The sequence below is a fragment of the Agarivorans sp. JK6 genome (assembly GCF_045277145.1).
Classification (GTDB): Bacteria; Pseudomonadota; Gammaproteobacteria; order Enterobacterales; family Celerinatantimonadaceae; genus Agarivorans; species Agarivorans albus.
In genome coordinates, this window is sequence record NZ_CP113525.1 from 3,106,172 (window position 1) to 3,130,721 (window position 24,550).

Sequence of the window (24,550 nt, forward strand, 5' to 3'; positions counted from 1 at the left end):
TGATAGTTGTGACGAATAAAGTAGTGATTAAAACATCGCCAACCTGAACTTGTTATAGCTTTTCATAAGCAAACCCCATTAATACAGGCCACAGCAAACCCCACATAGAAAAGCAGCATAAACATTACGAGAATATATATTGAAACCCATAAGCCCTTCCGCTTTTCCACAGCAGAAGAAAAAACATACGCTCCAAGCACAAGACTTAAAAATAGAATTGTGTAGTCATATAGCGCCGAAGGACTTAAAAATGAAGACCAGAAAGCTAGTTGAAACCCGATTAATACCATTCCAAGAGGCGCTATAAATGCTACAAGTAGCCTGATTCTACGACTAGTTTCCATGCATATCCTTTGCAGATGTAACGCCTCAAACAGCAGCGCTTGCGCTGTCTGGCTGATTTGACTTGTTAGCTTCCGGCTCACTGGAACCAAGAATATTATTAACTAAGTTTTGTAACGTACCTGACTTTAAGCCTGCTTTCCAAGCACTCTCTAGAGCCCTTGAAACAGCTAAAGGATTTTTCTTCAATCCACCGGCATTTCCATAAAAAGCAGCAGCTTGATCTTCATGTTGTTTCCAATCTTCACCAAATTCTGGCCCTATGGTATTTGTTATATTTGTTTTCCACATTCTAATGTTAGATTTTTTCACATCATTACTAGGCCAATTTTCAGTTTTGTCGTGGCCTAATAGGTGCAAAATAGCAGCGTTGTCTTTCTTATGTTTGTTTATTTCAGAATCTCTCGTTTTGTCCGTATCAGCATCACAAACTACAAAAACTTCGATATTGAGAAGCTTTGCTATAGCAAGGGGCTTGATTAGTTCATTCTTTCCTCCAACAGGAATTATGTGGAATCCAGAGCGCCTAAACTCAGACATTTTACCCATCAATTGAATATAAGAGCTTAAATAAGCTACATCCTCTACTCCTTCGACTAATATCAATTTCTTGCTAAAGAACATCTCACTAATTTCAGGTCGCAATGTTGGGTAAAGCTTAGCGATCATACCGCTTTCTTTGACTGCTTTCTCACCAGCATCCGTAAGCTCTTTAACTAAGTCATCATATTCTAGTGATGTTACAGATGAAGAAATCGGAGAACCAACTTCTCTTACCATTCTCACTGCATGAAAACTATCACTTGGTATAAAATACGGACTATGTGAACAGACTACGATTTGAGAATTGTCATTTGCTAGTTCTTGTAATACTTCAGAAAGGTATCTTGCTTGAGGAGGGTGTTGATACAATTCAGGCTCTTCAATAGCCATAACAAGTTTAGGAGCATTTTCGTCATCAATATCGGCTAACTCTTGGAGTAGAGTTAATAGGTATGACCTCTGCATTCCATGACCAAAACGTGCCAATTCACTCTCAAATCCTTTTTCTCCAATCTGTATATGAGCAAATGGTTCTTCTATTTTTATAGCTTTATCAGCGTCACTTTTCCAAATAACTTTTGCTGTGGCACTGGGATTAGCCCATAGTTTTAGCTTAGTTTCCAATGAATCAGATATACCAGAAAGAACGCCTTGTTCTGCTTCTAGCATTGATTGATAGTTTTGTTTTAGACCATTTCGTAAGTCGGTGACTTTTTCAGTGAAGTTTACCTTTGATCTTATAGCTCTTGATAATAGCTGGCCAAGAGCAGAATTTTTATTTTCCTCGGCTTCTTCGGAAAAGTCTTTTGACGCGGAGACAAATACCCATTGTAAATGTGGAGCAAGTCTATTAGCACCTTTCGAAACACCGTAAAACTGATCTTCACTAGGAATAAGACTACAACTCTCAGAGTGAGCAGCCTCAAAGGAATTAAGTGCCTCAGCCATATCGGCTTTTGAATTTGCTGTTGATATATCAGGCCACTTTTCTCGTAAGCTAGCAAAGATTTCTTTTAATTCCTTTGCTGGTTTCTTAGATTTTACAGCCTCAAACCAAATTTTGAACTCGGTCATACCAAGTCTATTACCAAATTGTTTTACTTCCGCTCTTTCTGTTCCTTCATCATACTCAGCCATAGCGGTAACAACTAACTTGTCCTGCCTTACATAATCAGCTAGGCCGTTTTTCGCATCTTCCGAAAGGTCCTTGAAAGTTACCGTAATTGAGATTGGTTCATTCGTATTTTTATGGTGAAAGTCGTCAGCGGAAAGCTTGCTTAGGTCGGTTTTAGAATCTTTATGTTGGCGAAAAAATACATTCAATGCATTCATCACTGTTGATTTGCCAGCTCCATTTGGCCCAACAAAGCAATTATAATCATCAAAGTTCACGGTTTCGTCTTTAAAAGATCGAAAGTTTTGAATTCTAACTGACTCTAATTTCATGCTCATCCTAGTTAGCTTATTAAGAGGAAGTGTTCCTCTTTTCACGCATCGAAAAAGCCAGCCTAACAGCATTTATATGACCAATCAGCAATCCAGAACAAAAAATTGATAAAAAAGTCAGCATAAAAGGATGCAAGCCATTGTAGAAAGGAGGAATTGAATTACTGAGGTCTAAATAGCTTAAGTCTCAAGCGCTTACAACTACCCATCCGCCTTATTCTTTCAACTCAAGTCCCACCTATTTTGTACTACTTATAAAGAGAGTAATTTGAGTAAGCGTGCAACTAAGCATGAACAAAGCTTTCATATAAAGGCTTTATAACCCAAGCTTAATCACCAAATCTTTATATGTATTATTAAAATATATTAATACGATCACTTTTTATTGATAACTATTGAGTAAAATGTCGCTTATTGCTTTACCCGCTTACCATTAACAAACAGTGAAAAGGAGATCCCATGTACTTTAAGAAGTACCTGCCAGTTGTTCTTGGCTTAATAGTTGTTGGATGTAATAGCAGTAGCGACTCCCCTGCCACCCCACTAGACCCAACAGACCCCGTGGACCCGCCGGTGATTATTGATCCGCCAGTTGACCCAGAGCCCACCCCTAATGAGCCTAGCTTTGGCCTACCAGAAGGTGTGTTAACTGTTGCTAGCATAAACTGTACTCAGGTGTTTTCTTCCACTTCGGCCTTGGTGGATGCCGCATCTAAAGAAATGGACGCAGGTACCACGCTTTGTTTAGCCGACGGCGAATACAGTGGTGATTTTCAACTTAGTTTTGGTGGCAATGGCACCTTGGAACAACCTATTAAAGTAGCTGCCGAACATCCTGGTAAGGCCATCTTAAAAGGCGGTGAAGTAGCGATAAACATGGGCGGCAGTTATGCCCAGTTGCAAGGGCTAATTTTTGATGGCGTGGAATACGGAAGCAACTTAATTGCTACCCGTTTTGGCACAAACGATTTATGCCACAATTGCCGAATTAGTGAAATTGCGATTATTGATGCCAAAGCGCAAGACGACTACGGGATTTTAGTACATATATACGGCAAAGATGTATGGCTAGACCATAGCGTAATTAGCGGTAAAACCGTGCAAAACCCGATGATTTCATTCAACCGCTGGGTAGATGATAGCTGGGATGAAGCCACTAAACTGGCCGAACTTGCTCAAGGCATTGTGGTGTATAACAACTACATTGCTAATCGCCCGCCCGCCAACAACAAGATGTATGCTGGAAGCAGCGACAACGATTATGAAGCTATTCGCACCGGTTTAAGCTTTACCCACCATTACCCTGGTAATTCATTTATTGTGCGAAATGTATTTGAGCGGATCCAAGGTGAAGCCGAGGTTATCTCTAACAAAGGTTCTAATAACGTTATTGCTTACAATACCATTCGTAATAGTTATGGCTCGTTAACCAACCGTCACGGCAACAGCAACAAAATTGAACACAACTTTATTTTAAGTGAAGACTACCCACTAGCTGGCGGTATTCGTATTGCCGACGACGGTCACTCGGTGGTGAATAACTACATTGAAGGCGCACGCTACCAAAATACTAGCCACCACGGCGGCATTGTATTATTAGGATACGACGGCGCGGGCGATGGTGATAACGGCTACCAACAAGTAGAGAATGTGCACGTAGCTAACAACACCATTGTTGATAGCGTAAACAGCTTAAATATTGACGGCGGCGGCAAACCACAGCAGCCTAAAACCGTTTATTTGGCCAATAACCTTATCGATAAAGCTATTGGGCCGGTGATTACCCAAGCTGAGCGCGGCATGCTGCCTGATTCAACCGTGGTAGGGAACATCTTCCACGGGCAGGCCTTTTCTGATGACGATGCTGTGCCATTAGGCACCGCCGGCATCGAGTTTTACTCGGCAAACTTACAAAGAGGGACAGATGAGCTATATCGCCCTGCCGACAGCTCGCCTAACTTAGATGCAGTAAGTGACTACAGCAAAGGTGATTTTGCTGACGTTAATCTAGATATGGATGGGCAAACCCGCACCGAGCCAAGCAGCGTCGGCGCAGATCAACCGCTAACAAGCAGTGTTAGTTTAAAAGCACTGAGTTTTGCTGATGTAGGGCCAAGCAGTTATCAAATCAGCAAGCCTCAAGCCACCATGTTAGAAGCAGAGATCATTAACCCTGCCTTTGACGATGAGCTAAACGCTTGGACTAACAACGGTGCTCAAATCGCCGAGGCGAGTGAATCGTTCTCGAGAAGTGCTAGCGCCCAACTTAGTGGCAGTAGCAGCTTAAGCCAAACGATTCAGTTAAAGGCTAATACTCCATACGCTCTATCGGCTTTTGTAAAAGGCAGTTATCAGCTGGCCTTGGGTGACATAGCAAAGCAAGCAGGCGTAGTTACCGGCGATGACTATAAATGGGTAAGCAGCGAGTTTAACTCTGGCGATGCTACCGAAGCGCTACTTACTTTAAGCCTGCCCGACGCAGTAACCACCGATACCGATTTGGTTGATGGAAACTTAGGTGAATTTCGTAGCAATAGTGGTTCTAGTGATGCTTGGGTACAACACGAAGATAGTGGTGCCGGTTTAGGCGATGTTGGTAGCTCTGGCGACAGCGCATTTAGCGACAGCGGCTCTACTAGTAGTGGTTCGGCGCGGATCCGCTTCAAAAACTCGGCCAGCAATCACGACTTTACTGCCACCCCAGGTTTAAGCCAAACCGTTGCAAATATTCCACTAAACACCGAGTTAGAGTACTCGCTGTATTACTGTGACAACAAAGGTGATAGCTCTTTAAGTACCTTACATTACGGCGCAAAAGACAGCACTGGCGCAATAATCGCCCAAGCCTTTGCCCATGTGAAAGACTTAAGCAACGCCCCGCAAGGCAGCGTTAAAAGCTGTTTTAAACAAGTAACGTTAAGCTTTAACTCAGCTGCACATAGCAGCGTAGAGGTATTTGCTTATATGCAAATTGACACGGCAAGCTACGACGACGCAGCAATTTATGCACATGAACAATTTACTGATGACGAATTAGAAGTGCGGATAGATGAGTTCAAACTTAGCTATTCAGCAGCGCCAGATGCTGCTAGCGAAGCTTTTTTTGATGACATTCGATTAATGAGTCGCGAAGACTAACTGCAAAATAACCCCCCCCCCAAAAAAAGCAGCACCTAGGTGCTGCTTTTCTATTTTAGCTAAGCCTATTGGCAAGTATAACCTGATACAACGTTACCGTTTTTGTCGTAGTACTGCGGCGCATTGCCGGTGCCGTTAAACGAGCTTTGGTTGTAACGAATATTGTTGTTAGTACCGCGTGCAGTGCTGGTACTTAAACCACAAGGCACGTTGTAAAAAGACGCCGTTACTTGGTAAGGGTTACGCGTTGTAAACTGCGAAGCATTGTTGTCTTCAACCACTAAGTTAGAGAAGCCAAAGGCTAAAATGGTGTTCTCACCAGTTCCTTTAAAGATGTTTCTAACCAACGTAATGTTGCTGCTAGCTTGAGCATGGTTTAACGGGGCGTGATGATCTTGAAAGGCCAATACATTAATACCCGTAGCAAAGTTACCTGAAGCACCCACGGTAATAGTATTGCTGTCTACCACAATATCGCGGCTGTTATGTTCAACATTGATGCCTGCTGTAAAGTTGTTCTCGATATCGTCAGACGAGTTAATATCATCTTCCGTTGTACTCACTGTGTTACCCGCAACAGTTACGTTAGCCACAGTAGCCAAAGCAATGCCAAACTCGTTGGCCCCCTCTACAGTGTTTGAGTTAACTTGCGAGCCATTGGCAAACACGACCGGTTTATCACTAAACTGAGCGCGGGCTGCTGCATCAAAAAACGGAATATTGGTAAAGCTTGGCGGCACGTATACCCCGTCGTTACCCGCATCTACAGAGATCCCTAAACGCACTCGATTACCACGAATACGGTTATTTGAAATGTTTAGTGTTCCGCCGTTAAGCACCACGTTGTTGGCACTTACATTCCACACGTTGTATACCCGGCCAACATCTCGTAGCAGTTCGACACTGCGATTCACTTTAATAAAGTCATTGTTGGTAATCGACAAATTACGTGGAATTAAACCAGAAGACGCCACACCAACAGCGGTGTTTTCAAAGGTATTGTTTTCGATGGTGATGTTAGCAATTTGCTGGTAAGCGTCTTCGTAAGGAATGTTAATTAAGCGCGCATTTGAGTGGTCGTTCCCTGCTTCACTGGCCACTTGGGTATTAGTATTTTGGCCCTTCTCGTCAATTAGCAGCAAATTACGAATAGTCACATTCGAACTTTGAATATTAAACAAAGGTTGAAAACCATCATCAGAAGTACGAATGATACGGCTTACGCGAAACCCAGCTGCACCTTGAATAGTTACCGGAGTTTGAATATCAATTTGCTGGTCGGTAAATATGCTGCCTTGAATGGTAATAACATCTACGCCGGTGCCGTTGTTGGCTGCATCTTGCAAACGAGCACTTAGCTGGCTGGCATTGCTGGCCGTATAGTTAGCGGCATTTGCGCCGCTAGCCAAAGCAACGGTTGCTAGAACCGCAATGGCCGAAGGCTTTAACAAAGCCACTAATGATGATGAAACCTTCCTTGAAGCTTGGTGGCGCTTTAACATGAACTGCATCTCCTTGAGTTAAATTCAAGGCAAAGCTAACACCACACATCAACAAATAAAACACAATTGGATTACCAATTTGATCTTTTGTTAACCTGTCTGCATAAATTTTTATTTGTCTAATGCATTAAAAAATCTGAGACAAGGATCACTATAAAAATCTAAAAACAATGCCAAGAAAAGCCTTTCCTTGGCGGTTTAAGCTTCATACAGCCAGCTTTAAAACAATAACACTTTACATTTTTAAGAGGTAATACCAGAGGTTTAGCGTTTGCGAACGGCAAAATATCCAAGCATATTAATTTAATAAAAGCCGAATATTTAACAATCAAACAAGAGATTGGTTAACCGCGAGGATATTTCTAGCGCTGGCAACTTTTATGACGATACATTAACTGATCAGCTTGCTCTAACGCGCTGTCGATAGAAGGATATTGAGTAAAGTCTACTTCCAACAAACCGTAACTAAAACATAGAGGGTAAGCGAGCTTATGCTGCTTGGCAGCCGCTCTAAGATCGCTGGCGAATCGTTGTAGTATTTCGGTCGCATCCGCTTCGTTGGTATCGGTAAACATTACTACAAACTCGTCTCCGCCCATGCGGGCAAACAGGTCAGACTCTCGAAATGAAACACGCATTTGCTCGGCAAATAAACGCAAAGCATTGTCACCCTCAGCATGACCGTATTTATCGTTAATGGGTTTAAACTGGTCTAAATCCATATAGGCAATAGTAAGCGGAATAACTTGCCTACGGCACATGGCAAACGAGTAATGTGCCAACTTCATAAAGCCACGACGATTAGAGATGTTGGTTAATTCATCAGTAATCGCCATTTGTAGTGCAGCCAGTTCTTGCTCCACCATTACCGCTAAATCATCCAGTGCAATGAGGTCATCTTTAGTTAGGCTTTTTGGCTTAGTATCGATAATGCATAAGGTACCTAGCTTCTCTCCATGTGGAGTAGTAAGTGGGTGCCCGGCATAAAAGCGGATGTGCGGATAGCCTGTTACCAGTGGGTTATCTGCAAAGCGCGGATCTGCTAGGGCATCTTCAATTTGAAAGGTATCGTCACCTAAAATGGCGTGACCGCAAAAAGAGATGTCACGAGGCGTTTCACTGGCATCAACACCAAAACATGATTTAAACCATTGGCGGTTTTCATCAACCAAACTCACTAAAGCAATTGGCACATCAAATAGCCGTTTGGCCATTCGAGTAATCCGATCAAAACGCTCTTCTGGCATCGTATCCAAAATATCGAGATCTTTTAAAGCTTTAAGGCGACTTGCTTCGCCAATAGGTGTACTTGGTGCTTGCATAGCTAACTTCTAGTAGGGCAAAAAGTAAACTATAAGTTGATAAATCAACGCTCTAGAAACTTTGTTGCCGTTAACAAATGTTCAAATTTAGTATCTATGGCAATGCTGTAAATGGCAAGTTTATAAATAACAAATGTATCTTTATTCGATAACAAAAGTATAAGAAAAGGCGCTCTGACAGCGCCTTCGATAACGAGATAAACAAACCAGCTTGGTGGCTATTTAAGCTTGTTGATAGATGCTAAAAATGTAGCAATGTGCTGATTAACTTGCTCGCTATATTCATACTGCAAAGCGTGTCCTGCCCCTTCAACAGTGACTAACTGACAATGCTCGCCTAAGGCTTTTTGAACACCCTGCGCTTGGCGATATGGCAATACTTTGTCGGCATCTCCCCACACAATCAAGCTAGGTATATTAGTTTTAGCCACTGCAAAATAAGCATCTAGCATTGGCTCTTGCATCAAACCTCTTACGGTTGCCAACATTGCTTTTCGGTAGCCCTTGTAGCGCATTTGAGGCTCGAACTGTGCCACCCAATCGAGTGCTTTTTCTAGGTTAGATAAATCGTCTAACTGTCGTTTAGGCAAACTAGGTATCACAAAGCTATAGGCCACATATTCACCGATAATAGGTATAGGCAAAGGCGCAATTTTAGGTGTGGTGGTTAAAGGTGCAAGTAAGATAAGCCCTGCGACTCTATCGGGGTACAATTCAGCAAACCTTACGCTAATCGCCCCGCCCATAGATAAACCTGCTAAATACACCGGTTCATCTATTTGCTGGTCATCGAGCAACTCCTTTATTTGCTCCACAAACAGCTGCCGAGTATAAGCAGTATTTGGTCTAGCCGAATAACCTCGCCCATATAGGTCAACGCTAATCACCTGATAGCCCTGCTTAAGTAGACTATTAACGTTACGTTCCCAAACATAAGAAAATGCAGAGAACCCATGAATTAGCACAACAACAGGCGCAGTGCGTTGCCCATCTCGATGAAAGTGAACTAAGCCATGACTAAGTTGTACGTGTTTTCCGGGAAGGTCGTCGGCGTCAATATCGGCAATTTCAAACACTTCTTGATTGCGATAAAAGGGTAAGGCAAGGGCTGCCACTAGCAGTAAAAATAACAAAAACTCTATTAAATATAGCATCGTCATTCCTCCACTTAAGGGGTAGTTCAACTATACAATAAAGCACTGTAAAAAGGAGTTAGTATTGACGAATATTTGACCGACTTAACCTTCAATCAATACCAACTCATTATTATTGTGATGACAGTAAGTTCATCTAAGATTTAGTAGCGTATTACGCCTACCAAGGCACCTCGATGCCCATTTCTTTAATTAAACGATCTACTTCTTTCCAAGCCGCTTTTTTCTGCGTCATGTCTAGCTCTTCGCCGATTAAGAAGTCGCGATCGCCAGGTGCATTACCATGGCCTAGCAGTGCAGCAATCGACATCCACACATAGGCTTGCTCTGGATCTTCATCCATGTTTTCGCCTTCGAAGTAATACAAACCTAATAGGTAAGCAGCTTCTTGGTGTTTGTTTAATGCAGCTTGGTTATACCAAAACTCGGCTTTGCCAAAATCTTGCTCGGTGCCTACGCCATTCCAAAAGTTTTCTGCTAACAGAAATTGCGCTTCTGCATCTTGCTGCTTAGCAGCAACCATTAGCCACTCAACCGCCAGCTCAGGCTTACTGCCTTGGCTAGTTAAGCCCTCTTGGTATAACACTGCAGCTTGCGTCATAGCAGCTACATTGCCTGCTTTGGCAGCTTTTAAATATTCTACCAAGGCTGCATCGTAGTTTTGCTCTACGCCGTCACCGTGGTGTAGTTGCTGAGCACGAGTAAACTCTTGCTCGCCACACACGCCGCTACATACAACTGCAGCGGGTGTTTCACTAGTACTAGTTTGATTGTTGCTGCTACAGCCAACGATAAACGCGGCGGCAATACAACTTGCTAAACAATAAACTGATTTTTTCATTATTATTCCTTTGTTGACCACTGCCTAATGACCAAAGAAGGCAGCGGCAGCAACGCTACCACACAATCGCTCGAAGAAAATAGTGAATAATTATTTTGTTGCGATTAATCAATTGCAGGAGAAATACAGAAAAAAGTGCTATTGCGATCACAAAGTTGCTGCTAATACGCATTAACAGCAACAGTTCGATGAATATAGTGACTATTTTATGCAATTATCGAAGAAAGTCACTGTGGCTGGCCAATCAGAAAATACGCCAACTAACTCAAGATCTTTTTTAAGTACATTAAGTACTTCAAACTCATGCATTGAGGTGTACTTGCGCTCGATGGTCCAAGTAATTAAATCTAAACCCGCTTCTTTTAGCTGCTTGGCATAGTCGGTAGCAACTACAGCTCCATCTTGCTCTTCAACAAGCGCAGTATAAATGGGCGCAACAATATTGATGTTTTTAGCGGCAATTTCTGTTGGGCTAGGCACACCATCAAGCAAGTAAATAAGGTAAACGGCTTGCTCCCCAAACTCTGGGGTGTTGGCAATCCAGTATTCAACATCGTCAATTGAGAAAGATTGAGCATAAACCTCGCTAGGCTCAATGCCTGCCTCAATGTATTCATCAATCATTTTTTGGGCAAATTCTTGCTGGGTAATCCCTGCTGCTGCTAGGTCTTGCGCGGCTGGTGTTTTAAGCTCTGGCGTCATTTTTACGCCTAGCTCCTTAAACAAGGCAATACTCTCTTTATGCGACATTAATGTGCCAACCTCAGCGTAAAGATCGGTACGGAAACTTGGCGTTGCGTCCATGTATTCTTCAACTGTGGTTGCTTGTTTATTAGCCGCGTCCATTTTACCGGTTAGGCTTTTATATTCAGCCAAGGTAAAGTCTGAAGTACGACACTCGGCAGTGGCCTCTACGCCATTGGCAGTGTCTGCCGGAGTGAAGGGAACTGAACATTTAGCAGCTAACTCTGGCACAGCCAGTACGTTGGTGGTGGTGTGTAAATCAGCATGTGAGTGGCGACAAACTAGTTCGCCATCTTTAGTAAAGGCTACATCACACTCAAGCACACCGGCTCCCATACGCGCGGCAGCCATATAGCTTTCTTTGGTATGCTCTGGGAACATCAGTGGCGCGCCACGGTGACCAATAGAGAAGTCACTTACGCTGTAAGTTGTCATGTCATCTACACACGCTTGCAAGCTTGTTTTTAGCTCTCCGTCGGCGAGCTGATCAACCAAGAAAGCTGGACGGGGCCCTAATTGCACTTTTGATATAGCCCCAGTGTTGGCCGCTTGGATAGGATTGTCGTCGTCGCTACAGGCGCTTAATAGTACAAGTGGGCAGAGAAATAGCCCTAGCTGAGAGAATTTCATTGGTTAACGTCCTTATTGTTGGTGAATAACATCGATTTAAGAGCTAACCAGTAAAGATTCATCGGGTGACAAAGTGATGAAAAATTGATGTTAGATTTATGTCACAAAGATGAACGGCTTGTAAAAGCAACAAAGCCAGCAATAACTATGCTGGCTTTGTTGATTTTAGTTGATTTTAGTTGATTCTAGCGATAATCAGGAATGCTTCGATTCCAGGTCACTAATTTTTTATCATTAGCTTTGTTGCGCCAATAACTGGCTAAGCGCGGGTTGGGCTCGGTGGCCAAGCCTACTTTATAGTAGTAAGCCAAAGTACTAGCAGCAGGTTTAGAGCCTTTATCAGCAGCCAAACTAAACAGTTCAAAGGCTTTGTTATAGTTTTGCTCAACTCCACGACCGTAATGGTACATACGGGCCAGTGCCCAAATAGCTTGTGGGTTACCCTGCTCGATAGCCTGTTCAAATAAGCGCTGCGCTTTTGCGAAATCTCGCTCACCACTTATTCCATGGTAGTAGAGCAAACCCAATTCACGGCTGGCTGCTGGGTGCATTTCTTGGCTGGCCACTTGATAATAACCAAGTGCCTTAGTTAAATCGGCTGCTTCAAACATGCCTCTTGCACTAGCTTTACCTATCCAATAAGCCGACTCTGGTCTGCCTTGCTCTGCTAACTGCTGGTGTAAGTTATAACAGCTCTGTTGTTTTTTAAGCTGGGTGCACCAAGCACTTAAACGCTGATCTTCATTAGTAGCGTTTGGCTTTGCAGAAGCCACAAAGCTATTACTCAAAGCTAGGCTTAGCCCAGCCACACACCAAATAAGTAATTTTTTCATGATTTTCATCCTTGGCTTATTACGACAACTTAGGAGTTAAACCCACTCCCTTGTGATCTATGTCGCATTTTGTATGCCAAATATAAAAACCATATATTTCAAAGTAATGACAGAATCTAAATTCCAAATCACACCATAATGAAGCAATAATCACCAATTTGAGTCACCAAATCAGTAATTATGAAATACAATAATAAAGGAAATAGATTTATTAATAGCCTTTCGCCGATTTACGCCATTGCAGTGGCGTTTGCTTGAACCACTTTTTAAAGCTGCGGATAAAAATGGCCGGTTCTTTAAAACCCAGTTGCAAAGAGATATCTGCAATTGATAGCTGGCTATCAACTAAAAAGTCCACTGCCATGGTTTTTCTGGCGTCTTCTAACAAGGTTGAATAGCTAGTTCCTTTGGCTTTTAAGCGCTTTTGCAACACTCGAACATGCACTCCAAATAACTCCGCTACATGCTCAATACTGGTGTTTCCATCGTAGATTAATGGCGGCAAAATCTGATAAATAAGATCATCCAAGTTTTCAAGCCGCTGTAAGGTTTCGCTACTTTGTTTACGCAGTGCTTCTGCAGGGTAAACTTGCGCGCCAGTAACGTGGGCCCAACGCTGTTCAAACACAATGGCATTAATCGCTTTATTGTCTTTTACCGGGCAATTAAGAAGTTGGGATAGCTCTTTAGTATGACTAAAACTATGCATTAACCATACTTCGGTCGCTCGCCACGACTCTCCAAACAATGTTTGGAAGGTTTTAAACAAGTTACACAGCATCGCCCTATGCAACGAATCACAATTAAGTTGATCAGCAAAACGTAAACTAAATTCGGCTCGAACTAAGTCCCCTTCCTTCACTAAATCTAAATTAGTTCCGCTCGACTGAGCATTCAAGAATGCCTTCAACATTTGGATCATCGCTTCTAGATTAGGCATGCTTTGAACCGCAATGGCTAATACTCCTTGCTTACGCAAAGGCATCGACAAGCCACAACGTGCGCTGGCCAAAGGCTGTTGACTAGCGCGGTCTGCAGCTGTCATTAATTTTGCCACTTTAAGCTGGCTAATTAAGCCGCTGGTTTGACGCAATAAACTCGGCGAGATATCTGCAGCGGCTAACAGTCGGTGCCTGTCTAAACCTTGCTGATCCAATATGTCTACAACCCACTTTAAGGCTGGTAACTGAAATTGATATTCCTGCATCTCGCCGCCACTTCCCTATGAACCATAATCATCATTTTTGCACTTGTTCGCAAAATGTCAATTTACTGCCAAGGTTTGATTAAAATAGCAGCAAGTTGAAAGGCCGAGTTGTATTTCAGATTGTTAATTTTTGCTGGCCATACCCAGCACATATTTAGGATCAATAATGACAAAATCACTTAAAGCTATTTTCGCCATCGCACTATTAAACATGACTATTAGCATGCCTGCATTTAGTAAAAGCGCAGCAGAAGAACGTGCAGAATCAGACCAAATGGTTCAAGAAACCTTGGTAGACTTTAAAAAAGAAAATAGCGACATTGCCGGCAAAATCAACGGCGCAGTAGGTTACGCAGTATTTAGCAATGCCGGTATCAACTTATTTGTTATCTCTGCAGGCGGCGGCCATGGTGTTGCCATCGATAATGCAACTGGCAAGCGCACTTATATGAACATGGGTGAAGCGGGTGTAGGCTTTGGTGCTGGTGTTAAAGATTTTAGAGCCTTAATGGTGTTTAATACTCGCGAGTCTTATGACAAATTTGTTGAGTCTGGCTGGTTGTTTGGCGCTCAAGCAGACGCATCTGCTAAAGCTGGCGATAAAGGCGGCTCTGCAGAAGGCGAAGGTGCTATCGGTGACGTAGATATCTATCAAATGACCGAAGCTGGCTTATCGTTAGAAGCGACCGTAAAAGGCACCAAGTTTTGGAAAGATAAAGACTTGAACCAAAGCTAGACTTAACTAAGTAAGCAAATAACAAAAAAGCTTGGCTCAATTGGCCAAGCTTTTTGCTTTCTGCCTTTTACTTTCTGCAGCTCTAGATACCGGTACTCATGGTGTATTCTGGCAAACCAGTATGTGGGTCTGTTTGCTCTTTAACTAAACTAAAACCCTGAGACAAATAGAACTGATAACTAGCGGTGTTTTGCTTATACACCGACAAAGTTAAAACACTGCGCTGTTGCTTGGCATGAGCTATTAGTTGTTTTCCAATACCCTGCCCTTGTGAATCGGGTGCCACAAAAATAGCCGCTATATGTTTTTCATCAAGCGCATAAAACCCAAGTACTTGGTTGTCTTGCTGATATACATAAGTCTCGGCATTAGGCAGATAGAGATTACGCATATTATCTACTTGCGAATGCCAAAAACTGGCATCTACAAAATCGTGCGCTTTTATCGAAGCGGCCAGCCATATATTCAATACTGTTTCAGTATCACCTGATTGATAAGGTCGGATCATTGTGAATGCGATATTAGTGACAAGTTAAACAATGATACCGCAAACAAACAGAGAAAGGGCATGTCAGCTAAATGATAGTTTGATGAAGGTTAAGCTAGCTGCGAAAAATCTGACTCGAGCTCTGAAATATCAAGAAACCAATAAACAATAAGGCATAAACTTAGTGCCCTTCTTGCTCCATTTTCTCTACAAAGTCATCTAGCTCTTTTCCGGGGCTATGGCTAAACACCCGTTCTTGATGATGTAATTCGGTAATTCGGTCAACCCGAAAGCTACGAAAATCGTCACGTAATTCGCACCACGCTAGTAAGGTCCAGGTGCCTCGCCAAAAATAAATGGCCAGTGGGCGAATTTCTCGTTTGGTGCAGTCAGCCTTGGCATCTTGGTAGCAAATCTCTAGGTATTCACGCTGTTGCGAAGCAATACGCAAAGGGTCTAAGTATTTGAATTGGTCGCTGTCGATGTAAAAATCGGGGGCAAACATTAAAGATTGATAGGCTTGTAGGCGTTGTGGCAATACCGCTTCTACTTTAATCATTGCTTGCTTGGCAGCCGAAGACAGTTCTTTGCCTGCCCAGGTTTGCACCATACGCATACCAATTTGAATGGCCTCTAGCTCCGCTTCATTAAACATTAGCGGTGGTACGCTAACTTCTTGGCGCAACAAATAGCCTACGCCAGCTTCTCCTTCAATGGGAATGCCACTTAAACAAAGATCTTGTATGTCACGGTAGATGGTGCGAGTGGACACTTCTAAACGGTCGGCTAAATCTTGGGCAGTGGTGAGTCGCCGCATACGCAGAATTTGTACTATCTGAAAAAGTCTGTCTGCCCGTCTCATAAATCATCCCTGCCAAAGTGCAGAGCAAACACTAGCCCAGCTTTAAAGGCTGAGCTAGCTAAATTTGCTTGCATAACAACGTCGATATTACTGGAACTTAGACCACAGACCTATTTTATTACCTTCACTATCCACAAATAAGGCGAAGTAACCATGCTCGCCATCTTGAATGGCAGTAACAGGCATTAAGATTTGCACGCCCGATTGAGTAATTTTGTCCACCAATGGGCTAAGTTTTTCGCTCAAATGCAGATAAACGGTGCTGCCATCCATGCTTGGCTTCATCATTTCATGCTGACATAAACCAAAACTAGCAGCCTCTGGATCTTCGGTTTCTAAAATGGCCATATCCATATCGCCCATATTCTCGCGGCGAAAGGTTAGATCAAAGTGCTCGGCGTAAAACGCTAACGCGCGGTCCATATTGGCAACGGCGATCTCTGCCCATACTAAAGGTGCAACTGCTAACATAACTATCTCCTTGCTGTTACCGGCTAGCCCCCATGGCCAGCCAGTGAGATAACTATAGCCCCCCCCTACTGACAACTACCTGTCAGTAGGGTTTCAGTAGCAGCGTTTTTATTTTGTGACCAGTATTCTGCGCTAGCTCGAATAGTTTGCAATTAGCTCTTATACCCTAAAGCCAAGCTATTGAATCTGATTAGCTTATTTGCAAAAATTCTGGCGACAAATTTATCACTATAAGCACAAGGAAATGTGAGTGGCTAAATATGAGTTAGTGAGTTTAGGCGCTCAAAATGGAAATAATCGCGATAACCATGTGGTACATAGTCTGTGTAAAGCCTTAGATATCACACCCGCTACAGCTCAAAAATACTTGGTTGAAGGACATGTCCTTAAAGAGAGCCTTTCACTAAGTTTGGCAAAAAGCCTTGCCGCAGTATTTAGCGAGCATGGCCTACGAGTAGAGCTTAGAGAAATGGCAGTGCTTGAAACAAACAGCGCTGCACCTACTGCCTCTCATAGCAAAGCTCGACAAAATAGTGCGCCTAAACTAAAAGCTGACTTTATTAAACTGCTTAGTGGAGAGTTCCCTCGCTCTAGCGTAAGCCGAGAGTACAGAATTGGCATGATATGCACGCTACTTATTAGCCTAATTGCTCCGCTTATTTACTTGCTGATGTTAGTAGGTTTAATCAGTTTTTCGGTATTTTACTTCTCGGTGTTAGTTGAAAATATCGGTGATTTTTCTGGAGGCATTGCTAAGCAATTTCTCCTCGTTGTTCCTTATTTTATTGTTATTGTGCTGTTTCTGTTTTTGCTTAAGCCTTTATTTGCCACTTACCAGCAACCCAAACTATATCGCCTACAAGCCAAAAGAGCCCCGGCATTATTCAATCTAGTTGATGTAATGTGCGACAAACTAGCGGTTCCGCGCCCAACAGAAATTTGCTTAGACACCCAAGTAAATGCCTCTGCCGGAGGCCTAAACGGCTGGCTTAGCCTGCGTAAAGGCGAGTTACGCCTAACCATTGGCATGCCCTTACTAACCGGCATGAATATGCGCCAGTTAAGTGGCATTTTGGCGCACGAGTTTGGCCATTTTGCTCAAACCCAGGCGATGCAAACCCGCTATATTGTGCAAACCGTTAACCATTGGTTTTATAGCCGAGCCTACCAGCCCGACGAATGGGATTTACGCCTGCAAAACTGGGCTAAACAAGAACACATGCCCTTTGTTATGAATATCGCAATTATTGCCGCTCAACTTTCTATAGGCTTTACTCGATTCATTTTTAAAGGTTTGTTTAATCTCAACTTTAAGCTAACTCATTATATGTCTCGCGCAATGGAGTTTAACGCCGACAGCTACGAAAGCCGCTTTGTGGGTAGCGATCAGTTTGAGAACACAGCCATTGAACTGCGTAAGCTGGCCTTAGCCGCGCAAAAAGTAGCAGACATCAATAAACTAGCCTGGAATGACAACAAACTACTGGCGAATATACCGTTGGCGATTGCTAATTTAGCCAAGCAAACCAGCAAAGCGCAGATGAGCAAAATAGAACAGCAAATGCAGCACACAGACAGCTCAACCAGGGATAGTCACCCTGCAGATAAAGATCGTATTGCTTTTGTTACTTCACGAGGCGACCAAGGTATTTTTAAATCTGAATTACCTGCAGCTTTACTAATTGGTGATATTGACACCTTAAGCGAGTCGGTAAGTGCTTTTTTCTATACTCAGCAAGGCATAAAACAGCCCAGTAAATTTACGGTGAGCAACGACAGCCTAATTGAGAATGAACAACAAAAACAACAAACTGCCGAGTACCTAAAGCAGTTTTTTGGAGAGATCTACAGCGGACGCTTTTTCCATCTCTCCAACCTTGTGGACAATAAACCCAGCGGTTTAAGCGATTGCATCGCGCAGATTAACACTCAACATATCCCGCTTAAGCAGCAAGAACAGCTCTACTTTAAGCAGCTAGACACCTTGCGTGTCGCCTCTTTAGTAAAGCTTTATTATGAAGCTAACTTAAATATAGCACCGGAAGAGTTTGACCTGCCTGCGAGTAATCGAGTTGATGTTGGTAATTTAATCACCGAATCTACGGCGGCAATAAAGCAACATCAAAATGAATTTAAACCCTTTGATAAGCTGTTACATCACCGCATTATGCTGTGTCGTTCGTTGATGTCGAGCCAACAAAGTGCCCGGCTAGATAGCTTATTAAACGCCCTGCAAGGCATGGCTAAGCTGGAGCCTATTATCAATAACTTAGAGCGTTTTCACTTTATCCTCGATACGCTAATCAACCTAGACGATGAATGGCAATCAAAAATTCATTCTCGACTATTAGCGCAAACAAACTTGTGCGCCTTAGAAACTAAACGTTTAGCCATTGAAGCAAAAAACATTAGCCTGCCGGATCCTAAATACCCTAACTTGGCTGAGTTTATCGAAGGCTGGAATGGCGGCGTACTGGACTTCTCCCCCACTATTCAACCCTCGCAATATATGTTTATTTGTGAACAGAGTTATAAGGCAGCAAAATACAAGCACTATTGGTTATGCGCCGAACTTAGCCAACTATGTATGGAGGTTGAGAGCAGTATAGATACTCAAGCAATAAGTGAACCCGCCGATGAGCTCGCTTTGGTTTAAACCATTATCTCGTTCAGAGCACAGTTTTCCACCACCAGCAGAGTAACTAGGGCCTGTTGATCTTTGCTGATGGTTTTTACAGCAATTTATTAGCCATTTAGGCAAGGCAGTGAGTGTGAAGTTAAGTGGGCTTAATAATCACTCGCTAACGCTGAATAAATGGCTAAGAAATGCTGCCCGAAGGGTTCAGATAAAATTTCAACACCAAAGATCAACAGGCCCTAGCACTAACTCAGCAAATTAAGCCCAAAGCGAACAATTTTGTACAAAACCTTCTGCTAAATCTGCGCTATGATGACAGCTTATACCAATCACACTAAGTAAGTGATCAGAAATAGCGCAGGAAAAATGCTCGAGAATAAGGCAGGATTTTTCGATAAGTAGTTATTCTACAATCAAAAATTCTAACGCAGTTATCGAGCATTTTAACCAGTTAGAATGATCAGTTACTTGGTACGATTGGTATTCTTCAGGCCAGTAAGGAGGCAAGCCAATGACAAAAGAACAAGCACGTTATCAGCTTGCCGACGAGTTAGGCGGTATAGAAATACTGAATGCCCGCTATCAACAGCAAAACTTTTCGCGACATAGTCACGAAGGCTACACCATTGGTGTGATTGAAAGCGGCGCGCAACAGTTTTACCGCACCGGTGGCAACCATATAGCCCCGCAAGACAGTATTATTTTGGTGAACGCCGATGAAGTACATACTGGCTGCTCGGCCTCGGAAGGAGGCTGGTCCTATCAGGCCATGTACCCCACTCCTGAACAATTTGAACAACTCAGCCAAGCTCTAGGCATTAAGCAACAAGGCGCTCCCTATTTTAGCCAAGCAGTGGTGCAAGACTCGGTGGTTGCTGGCTCTTTACGCGCTACCCTTGCATTACTGGCTAACTCTAACAATCGTTTACAACGTGAGAGTATGGTGTACGCGAGCTTGAGTTTGTTAATGACTCGGCACGCTAAAACTCGACCAACAACCACTTCTGCCTTTAATGAGCGCAATCACCTTAGTTTAGTGAAGCAGTTTTTGGATGAGCAACCACAAGCCAATGTCTCTCTCAGCGAATTGGCTAAGTTAGTCAATTTAAGCCCTTGTTATTTAGTGAAGCAGTTTGTAAAGCGCTACGGTCTTCCGCCACATGCTTACCAAATTCAAGCGAGATTACGCTTAGCCAAACAACTGTTGCGCCAAGGTAACAAGCAATTGGATGTCGCCTTAGATTGTGGCTTTCATGATCAAAGCCATTTTAGCCGCCACTTTAAACGCGCTTTGGGTGTTTCTCCTGGCCGTTATGCCAAGGAACTTGCAGCTTAGCTAAGCCTGCCTTTTACCCTCTCAAGGAAAATTGTGAACAGTACAGACTATATAAACCATCTAACTTGGTCTAATAAACTCACCGCATTTGCCAAAGGCACCTTAGCGGTATTACCGCTCACCATAGCCGTTGTGCCTTGGGGAATATTAGCGGGCTCTTATGCAATGGAGGCAGGCCTTAGCCCTTTGCAAAGCCAAGCTATGTCGGCCATTTTATTCGCGGGTTCAGCCCAATTGGTAGCTACCGGCATGTTTAAGCTGGGAGCTGGCCTGTTAAGTATGCTGGTTACCACCATGCTAATTACTTCGCGCCATTTTCTGTACAGCATGGCTATGCGCCCCAAAATTAGCGGTTTACCGCTAAAGTGGCGCCTGTTACTGGGCTATTTGCTTACCGATGAATTGTTTGCCATTGCCAATCAAGACAAAGCAGAACGCTTTGATCGCTGGTACGCATTAGGGGGCGGCTTAAGTTTTTACCTTGGTTGGAACATCGCTTCTGCGGTGGGCATTGTGGCTGGCGCAAATATCGAAAACCTAGACAGCTGGGGGCTAGATTTCGCCATTGCCGCTACCTTTATCGCCATTGTGGTGCCAAACATAAAACATGGCTCGGGCTTACTGTGTGTGCTTATCGCTTTAGTCAGTTCGGTAGCGTGTGAACTTTATGCAGTGCCTGGAGGCCTGCTCATTTCGGCTCTGCTGGCTATGGGTTTAGCCACAGCTTACGCTAAGTGGCGCGGAGAAGAGCAATGATTTGGTTTACTATTTTAGCCATGGCCGCAATTGTGTTTGCCAGCCGTTACCTGTTCTTAGAGCCAAAAATTCCGCTTAGGTTGAACAAGACAACGTTGCAGTTTTTAAGCTACTCAGCCCCTGCAGTGCTAACGGCCATATTTGCTCCGATCGTATTTGTTCGCGATCAACAATTGGCATTATCCTTAGACAATCCCTATCTGCTCGCCGCCCTGCTAGCTGCACTATTAGCCTACTTCACCCGCAATGCACTAATAACTACAGTGGTGAGCATGGCAGTATTTTTCTTTATTCATTAATCATTAGCTAGTGGTAAACACTTTAAGATATCTACAAGGAGGTAGATCAAAGCATAATATAGCAACACTGTGTTAGTGTGCTGGCCTCCAACGCACATGTAAGTTTGGTGTTTTGCTGTGGCTAAATACCAAGGTGCTTTTTTGGCTGTTTACTTGGCATGGTTTGTAACATGCCCAGCTTACACATTTGCAGGCTAACACCTTGCAATGACTAAGCAGTCATCGCGCGTCAGTTGGGCTGAACACGCGAACTAACACAGAGTTTTTATGAATATCACTAGCAAGATAAACCCTCCTGTTTTTTATTCTTCTTTAGTTATAGCCTTGTCCATCGCACTATTTTCAGCAATGTTTCCAGATATTTCTGCAAGCAACTTTAACCAAATACAAACTTGGCTTAGCACCAATGTGAGTTGGATTTACGTGCTATCAGTCGCCATATTCCTAATATTTGTAGTGTGTGTGATGGTAAGTCGCTTAGGCGATATTAAACTTGGGCCTGACCATTCAGAACCCGATTACAGCAACTTATCGTGGTTTTCCATGCTGTTTTCTGCCGGTATGGGAATTGGCTTAATGTTCTTTGGCGTAGCCGAGCCAGTTATGCACTACATGTCACCGCCTTTAGGTGATGCCATGAGCATAGAAGCCGCCAAAGATGCCATGCGTATTAGCTTTTTCCATTGGGGCTTACACGCGTGGGGAGTATATGCAGTAGTTGCGCTATCGCTAGCTTACTTTAGCTATCGCCACAAATTGCCCTTGCTACCACGCTCTGCTCTTTACCCCTTAATTGGTGACAAGATCCATGGCCCTATTGGCCATGCCACCGACACCTTTGCAGTAGTGGGAACCATATTTGGCGTGGCTACTTCACTAGGTTTTGGGGTACAGCAACTTAACGCGGGCCTTCATTACTTATTTGGCTTGCCACAAACTGAGTGGATTCAGCTAGCCCTTGTGGTGATTGTTATTGCACTTGCTACAGTATCGGTGGTACTTGGTTTAAACGGCGGCATTAAGCGCCTTTCAAACCTAAATGTAATTTTGGCTTTAGTGCTAATGGTAGCCGTATTGCTATTTGGCCCAACTGAGTTATTACTGCAATCCTATGTGCAAAATACCGGCACCTACATGAGCGAGTTGGTAAGTAGCACCTTTAACCTTTACGCCTACGATAGAAAAGAAGATTGGATTGGCGGTTGGACCTTACTCTACTGGGGATGGTGGGTGTCTTGGTCGCCATTTGTGGGCACCTTTATTGCCCGTGTATCGCGGGGTCGTTCGATCCGTGAGTTTATTGTTGGCGTATTGTTTATTCCTGCTGGCTTTACCTTCCTATGGATGACCATTTTTGGCAACACCGCAATACACATGATTGCGGGTGATGCTATGAGCTCACTAGCCGTGGCTGTTAATAACGATGTAGCAACGGCAATTTTTGTATTCTTTGAGCAACTGCCTTTGTCGTCGGTACTATCACTGATAGCAGCACTACTGATTACCACATTTTTCATTACCTCTGCCGATTCTGGTGCTTTGGTTATTGATACCATCACTGCCGGCGGCGAGAGCAATACCCCCTTGTGGCAACGTATTTTTTGGACCTCAATGATTGGTTTTATCGCCGCTGCATTATTGTTTGCAGGTGGCTTATCGGCACTACAGACCTTAACCATTGCTTCTGCTTTTCCGTTTATGTTTGTATTGCTTTGCTTTTGTTATGGTTTGTTTAAAGCGCTTAAACACGACTACATGCTGCAAAACAGCGTGCAAACTCACAATACCTCGGTGCAGTTTTCTAAAGCCAACATATCTTGGAAAGAGCGCTTAGATGCTTTGCTGGTTCACCCTTTAAAGCCAGAAGCTGAAAGCTTTTTAAGCCAAGTAGCTCGCCCAGCACTCACTCAATTAGTAGAGCAATTCTCAGCCAATGGCTTAAGCGCCAAACTGATAGAAGACAGTGACAAAATTAGGCTAACGATTTACAAAGAAGAAGCTGAAAACTTCGCTTACGGGATCCGTTTACGTCACTTTGTGATGCCAAGTTATGCCGACGAACAACACAACAACTATTACCGAGCTGAGGTATTTTTATTGCAAGGCGGCCAGCAATACGATGTGTTTGGCTATACCGAAGACCAAATCATTGCCGATGTAATTAGCCAATATGAGCGCCACTTACATTTCTTATACTTAGCCAGTTCAGAAATATTGGAAGAAGAGGCTAGCCCTATGCAACAGGCACAACAGCAAAACACCTAATCGCTTAAGCCTATAAACCTAACAGCCAGAGCTATACTCTGGCTGTTAGCCTAGCGTGTTTAGCTTTCTAACCAAACCAACGCGCTTTGCTCGTCTTCAAATACCTGTACTTCACCCGCAATAAACCAATTACCCACTTTGGAAGCCCACTCTAACCACTGTTGATGGCCTAAAATAGCCACTCTTTCAAAATCCTGACCGTGTTTTAAGCCGAGTTTTAAGTCATCCCACGCCGCCCTAAGCTCCCAACCCTCTAGCTCGCTAGCATCAAAAAAAGCGCGTATTTGCGGATGTTCAACCTCTGCTAAGGCTGACTCGAGGATCGGTGTAATGGTTTGATAATCTTGATGAGTGAGTGTACCGCAGGCTTTAAACGAGACTAATAAGCGCGTTTCTACACGCTCGATGCCCACGGTAATGCCGTGTCTGCGAATCGTCATATTGAGTTCCTTGTTAGTCCAAACTTGCCTTACCAGTATGGTTGAGATTTGCCCACTCTCAAGCCTATATGATCAGTTTTAGGGCCAATAAGCAGCGCTTCACTTGGCGATTGTATTTAGATAGCTTTGAATGCAAAATTCGCCTATGAAAAACAAAGACTTCGCAATCACTGTAGCTCTGCCTTCGCTGATTCATCGCATTGGTGGTGACAATACCAAACAAGCTAAACAGCTGGCATTGGAATCGGCTTGCCAGTTAAAACGAATTCGCCGCTCTAGAAACTGGCAACTAATCGGCGAAGCTTCTGCCCTTAGTGCTTTATCAACACGTATTAAAAACCTAGAAAGTGACAATTTTGCTTATTTGCTCACTAAGCTTGAGCTACGTTTAGCTGCCTACCAAGAGCAGTTAGAACCTAAAAGCGAACGTCTCGCCCGATTAATAAAAGAAAAGCCTAATATCACCTTGGCGGAGCTACTTGAGCAAACCGATTGTTCATTAGCCGAAGCCCGACTTGCCCGTTTTGATGCAGAGCTATAAATAACAAAGCCACAGCA

General features: G+C 43.5%; 20 protein-coding genes. 8 read left to right on the forward strand and 12 right to left on the reverse strand.

The genetic code is table 11. The features are described from left to right. Positions 1-369: 369 nt before the first annotated feature. Positions 370-2,331 (reverse strand): ATP-dependent nuclease, encoded by a 1,962-nt coding sequence (locus OV592_RS14375; protein WP_406609059.1) that lies wholly within the window; start codon positions 2,329-2,331, stop codon positions 370-372. 459 nt (positions 2,332-2,790) lie between these two features. On the opposite strand from OV592_RS14375, the gene OV592_RS14380 reads away from it, so the two are divergent. Continuing rightward, positions 2,791-5,469, forward strand: a complete 2,679-nt coding sequence (locus OV592_RS14380) for a polysaccharide lyase 6 family protein (RefSeq protein ID WP_406609060.1) — start codon at positions 2,791-2,793, stop codon at positions 5,467-5,469. 65 nt (positions 5,470-5,534) lie between these two features. On the opposite strand, the gene OV592_RS14385 is transcribed toward OV592_RS14380, so the two are convergent. From OV592_RS14385 to OV592_RS14415, 7 genes are all read right to left on the reverse strand, one after another. Then, on the reverse strand, positions 5,535-6,971 hold the full coding sequence (locus tag OV592_RS14385; protein ID WP_016402816.1) for a hypothetical protein: 1,437 nt from the start codon (positions 6,969-6,971) through the stop codon (positions 5,535-5,537). A gap of 362 nt (positions 6,972-7,333) precedes the next feature. Continuing rightward, positions 7,334-8,293 carry a diguanylate cyclase gene (locus OV592_RS14390; protein WP_406609061.1) on the reverse strand — a complete coding sequence of 320 codons (960 nt, stop codon included), beginning with the start codon at positions 8,291-8,293 and terminating at the stop codon, positions 7,334-7,336. 218 nt (positions 8,294-8,511) lie between these two features. After that, positions 8,512-9,447, reverse strand: a complete 936-nt coding sequence (locus OV592_RS14395; RefSeq protein WP_406609062.1) for an alpha/beta fold hydrolase — start codon at positions 9,445-9,447, stop codon at positions 8,512-8,514. 160 nt (positions 9,448-9,607) lie between these two features. Continuing rightward, entirely contained in the window at positions 9,608-10,288 is a 681-nt protein-coding gene (locus OV592_RS14400; RefSeq protein ID WP_406609063.1) for a tetratricopeptide repeat protein, read from the reverse strand. A 201-nt stretch (positions 10,289-10,489) separates the two neighbouring features. Then, positions 10,490-11,662 carry a glycerophosphodiester phosphodiesterase family protein gene (locus tag OV592_RS14405; protein ID WP_406609064.1) on the reverse strand — a complete coding sequence of 391 codons (1,173 nt, stop codon included), beginning with the start codon at positions 11,660-11,662 and terminating at the stop codon, positions 10,490-10,492. A gap of 185 nt (positions 11,663-11,847) precedes the next feature. Next, on the reverse strand, positions 11,848-12,495 hold the full coding sequence (locus tag OV592_RS14410) for a tetratricopeptide repeat protein (RefSeq protein WP_016402810.1): 648 nt from the start codon (positions 12,493-12,495) through the stop codon (positions 11,848-11,850). A 211-nt stretch (positions 12,496-12,706) separates the two neighbouring features. Then, on the reverse strand, positions 12,707-13,702 hold the full coding sequence (locus OV592_RS14415) for an AraC family transcriptional regulator ligand-binding domain-containing protein (RefSeq protein WP_406609065.1): 996 nt from the start codon (positions 13,700-13,702) through the stop codon (positions 12,707-12,709). A gap of 166 nt (positions 13,703-13,868) precedes the next feature. Here OV592_RS14415 and OV592_RS14420 point away from each other — a divergent pair, with 166 nt between their 5' ends. Further along, positions 13,869-14,438 (forward strand): YSC84-related protein, encoded by a 570-nt coding sequence (locus OV592_RS14420; RefSeq protein ID WP_016402808.1) that lies wholly within the window; start codon positions 13,869-13,871, stop codon positions 14,436-14,438. A gap of 82 nt (positions 14,439-14,520) precedes the next feature. Here OV592_RS14420 and OV592_RS14425 read toward each other — a convergent pair whose 3' ends face one another. From OV592_RS14425 to OV592_RS14435, 3 genes are all read right to left on the reverse strand, one after another. Continuing rightward, positions 14,521-14,946 carry an N-acetyltransferase gene (locus OV592_RS14425; RefSeq protein WP_406609066.1) on the reverse strand — a complete coding sequence of 142 codons (426 nt, stop codon included), beginning with the start codon at positions 14,944-14,946 and terminating at the stop codon, positions 14,521-14,523. A 160-nt stretch (positions 14,947-15,106) separates the two neighbouring features. Further along, positions 15,107-15,787: a helix-turn-helix transcriptional regulator gene (locus OV592_RS14430; RefSeq protein ID WP_406609067.1), complete on the reverse strand. Its 681-nt coding sequence runs from the start codon at positions 15,785-15,787 to the stop codon at positions 15,107-15,109. A gap of 87 nt (positions 15,788-15,874) precedes the next feature. Then, the gene (locus OV592_RS14435) at positions 15,875-16,258 is read right to left on the reverse strand and encodes a VOC family protein (RefSeq protein ID WP_016402805.1); all 384 of its coding nucleotides are present in this window, start codon (positions 16,256-16,258) and stop codon (positions 15,875-15,877) included. A 250-nt stretch (positions 16,259-16,508) separates the two neighbouring features. Between OV592_RS14435 and OV592_RS14440 the strand changes: the two genes are divergently transcribed. From OV592_RS14440 to OV592_RS14460, 5 genes are all read left to right on the forward strand, one after another. Continuing rightward, entirely contained in the window at positions 16,509-18,914 is a 2,406-nt protein-coding gene (locus OV592_RS14440; RefSeq protein ID WP_406609068.1) for a M48 family metallopeptidase, read from the forward strand. A 493-nt stretch (positions 18,915-19,407) separates the two neighbouring features. Next, on the forward strand, positions 19,408-20,232 hold the full coding sequence (locus OV592_RS14445; protein WP_406609069.1) for an AraC family transcriptional regulator: 825 nt from the start codon (positions 19,408-19,410) through the stop codon (positions 20,230-20,232). 33 nt (positions 20,233-20,265) lie between these two features. Beyond that, positions 20,266-20,988, forward strand: coding sequence for an AzlC family ABC transporter permease (locus tag OV592_RS14450; protein ID WP_338621763.1), 723 nt, complete (start codon positions 20,266-20,268; stop codon positions 20,986-20,988). Further along, on the forward strand, positions 20,985-21,287 hold the full coding sequence (locus tag OV592_RS14455) for an AzlD domain-containing protein (protein ID WP_016402800.1): 303 nt from the start codon (positions 20,985-20,987) through the stop codon (positions 21,285-21,287). The genes OV592_RS14450 and OV592_RS14455 overlap by 4 nt, the downstream gene beginning before the upstream one ends. A gap of 267 nt (positions 21,288-21,554) precedes the next feature. After that, complete coding sequence (locus OV592_RS14460; protein WP_016402799.1) at positions 21,555-23,552, forward strand: BCCT family transporter; 1,998 nt, start codon at positions 21,555-21,557, stop codon at positions 23,550-23,552. 59 nt (positions 23,553-23,611) lie between these two features. Here the strand turns inward: OV592_RS14460 and OV592_RS14465 are convergent, their stop codons facing one another. Then, positions 23,612-23,992 carry an STAS/SEC14 domain-containing protein gene (locus tag OV592_RS14465; protein ID WP_152779438.1) on the reverse strand — a complete coding sequence of 127 codons (381 nt, stop codon included), beginning with the start codon at positions 23,990-23,992 and terminating at the stop codon, positions 23,612-23,614. Positions 23,993-24,122: 130 nt separating this feature from the next. On the opposite strand from OV592_RS14465, the gene OV592_RS14470 reads away from it, so the two are divergent. Then, on the forward strand, positions 24,123-24,533 hold the full coding sequence (locus OV592_RS14470; RefSeq protein WP_246612317.1) for a ribosome recycling factor family protein: 411 nt from the start codon (positions 24,123-24,125) through the stop codon (positions 24,531-24,533). Positions 24,534-24,550: the final 17 nt, after the last annotated feature.

Bases quoted from the DNA above. Each gene is read 5' to 3' on its own strand.
- OV592_RS14375 (WP_406609059.1), bottom strand. From the start codon at position 2,331: ATGAAATTAGAGTCAGTTAGAATTCAAAACTTTCGATCTTTTAAAGAC.
- OV592_RS14380 (WP_406609060.1), top strand. From the start codon at position 2,791: ATGTACTTTAAGAAGTACCTGCCAGTTGTTCTTGGCTTAATAGTTGTT.
- OV592_RS14385 (WP_016402816.1), bottom strand. From the start codon at position 6,971: ATGTTAAAGCGCCACCAAGCTTCAAGGAAGGTTTCATCATCATTAGTG.
- OV592_RS14390 (WP_406609061.1), bottom strand. From the start codon at position 8,293: ATGCAAGCACCAAGTACACCTATTGGCGAAGCAAGTCGCCTTAAAGCT.
- OV592_RS14395 (WP_406609062.1), bottom strand. From the start codon at position 9,447: ATGCTATATTTAATAGAGTTTTTGTTATTTTTACTGCTAGTGGCAGCC.
- OV592_RS14400 (WP_406609063.1), bottom strand. From the start codon at position 10,288: ATGAAAAAATCAGTTTATTGTTTAGCAAGTTGTATTGCCGCCGCGTTT.
- OV592_RS14405 (WP_406609064.1), bottom strand. From the start codon at position 11,662: ATGAAATTCTCTCAGCTAGGGCTATTTCTCTGCCCACTTGTACTATTA.
- OV592_RS14410 (WP_016402810.1), bottom strand. From the start codon at position 12,495: ATGAAAAAATTACTTATTTGGTGTGTGGCTGGGCTAAGCCTAGCTTTG.
- OV592_RS14415 (WP_406609065.1), bottom strand. From the start codon at position 13,702: ATGCAGGAATATCAATTTCAGTTACCAGCCTTAAAGTGGGTTGTAGAC.
- OV592_RS14420 (WP_016402808.1), top strand. From the start codon at position 13,869: ATGACAAAATCACTTAAAGCTATTTTCGCCATCGCACTATTAAACATG.
- OV592_RS14425 (WP_406609066.1), bottom strand. From the start codon at position 14,946: ATGATCCGACCTTATCAATCAGGTGATACTGAAACAGTATTGAATATA.
- OV592_RS14430 (WP_406609067.1), bottom strand. From the start codon at position 15,787: ATGAGACGGGCAGACAGACTTTTTCAGATAGTACAAATTCTGCGTATG.
- OV592_RS14435 (WP_016402805.1), bottom strand. From the start codon at position 16,258: ATGTTAGCAGTTGCACCTTTAGTATGGGCAGAGATCGCCGTTGCCAAT.
- OV592_RS14445 (WP_406609069.1), top strand. From the start codon at position 19,408: ATGACAAAAGAACAAGCACGTTATCAGCTTGCCGACGAGTTAGGCGGT.
- OV592_RS14455 (WP_016402800.1), top strand. From the start codon at position 20,985: ATGATTTGGTTTACTATTTTAGCCATGGCCGCAATTGTGTTTGCCAGC.
- OV592_RS14460 (WP_016402799.1), top strand. From the start codon at position 21,555: ATGAATATCACTAGCAAGATAAACCCTCCTGTTTTTTATTCTTCTTTA.
- OV592_RS14465 (WP_152779438.1), bottom strand. From the start codon at position 23,992: ATGACGATTCGCAGACACGGCATTACCGTGGGCATCGAGCGTGTAGAA.
- OV592_RS14470 (WP_246612317.1), top strand. From the start codon at position 24,123: ATGCAAAATTCGCCTATGAAAAACAAAGACTTCGCAATCACTGTAGCT.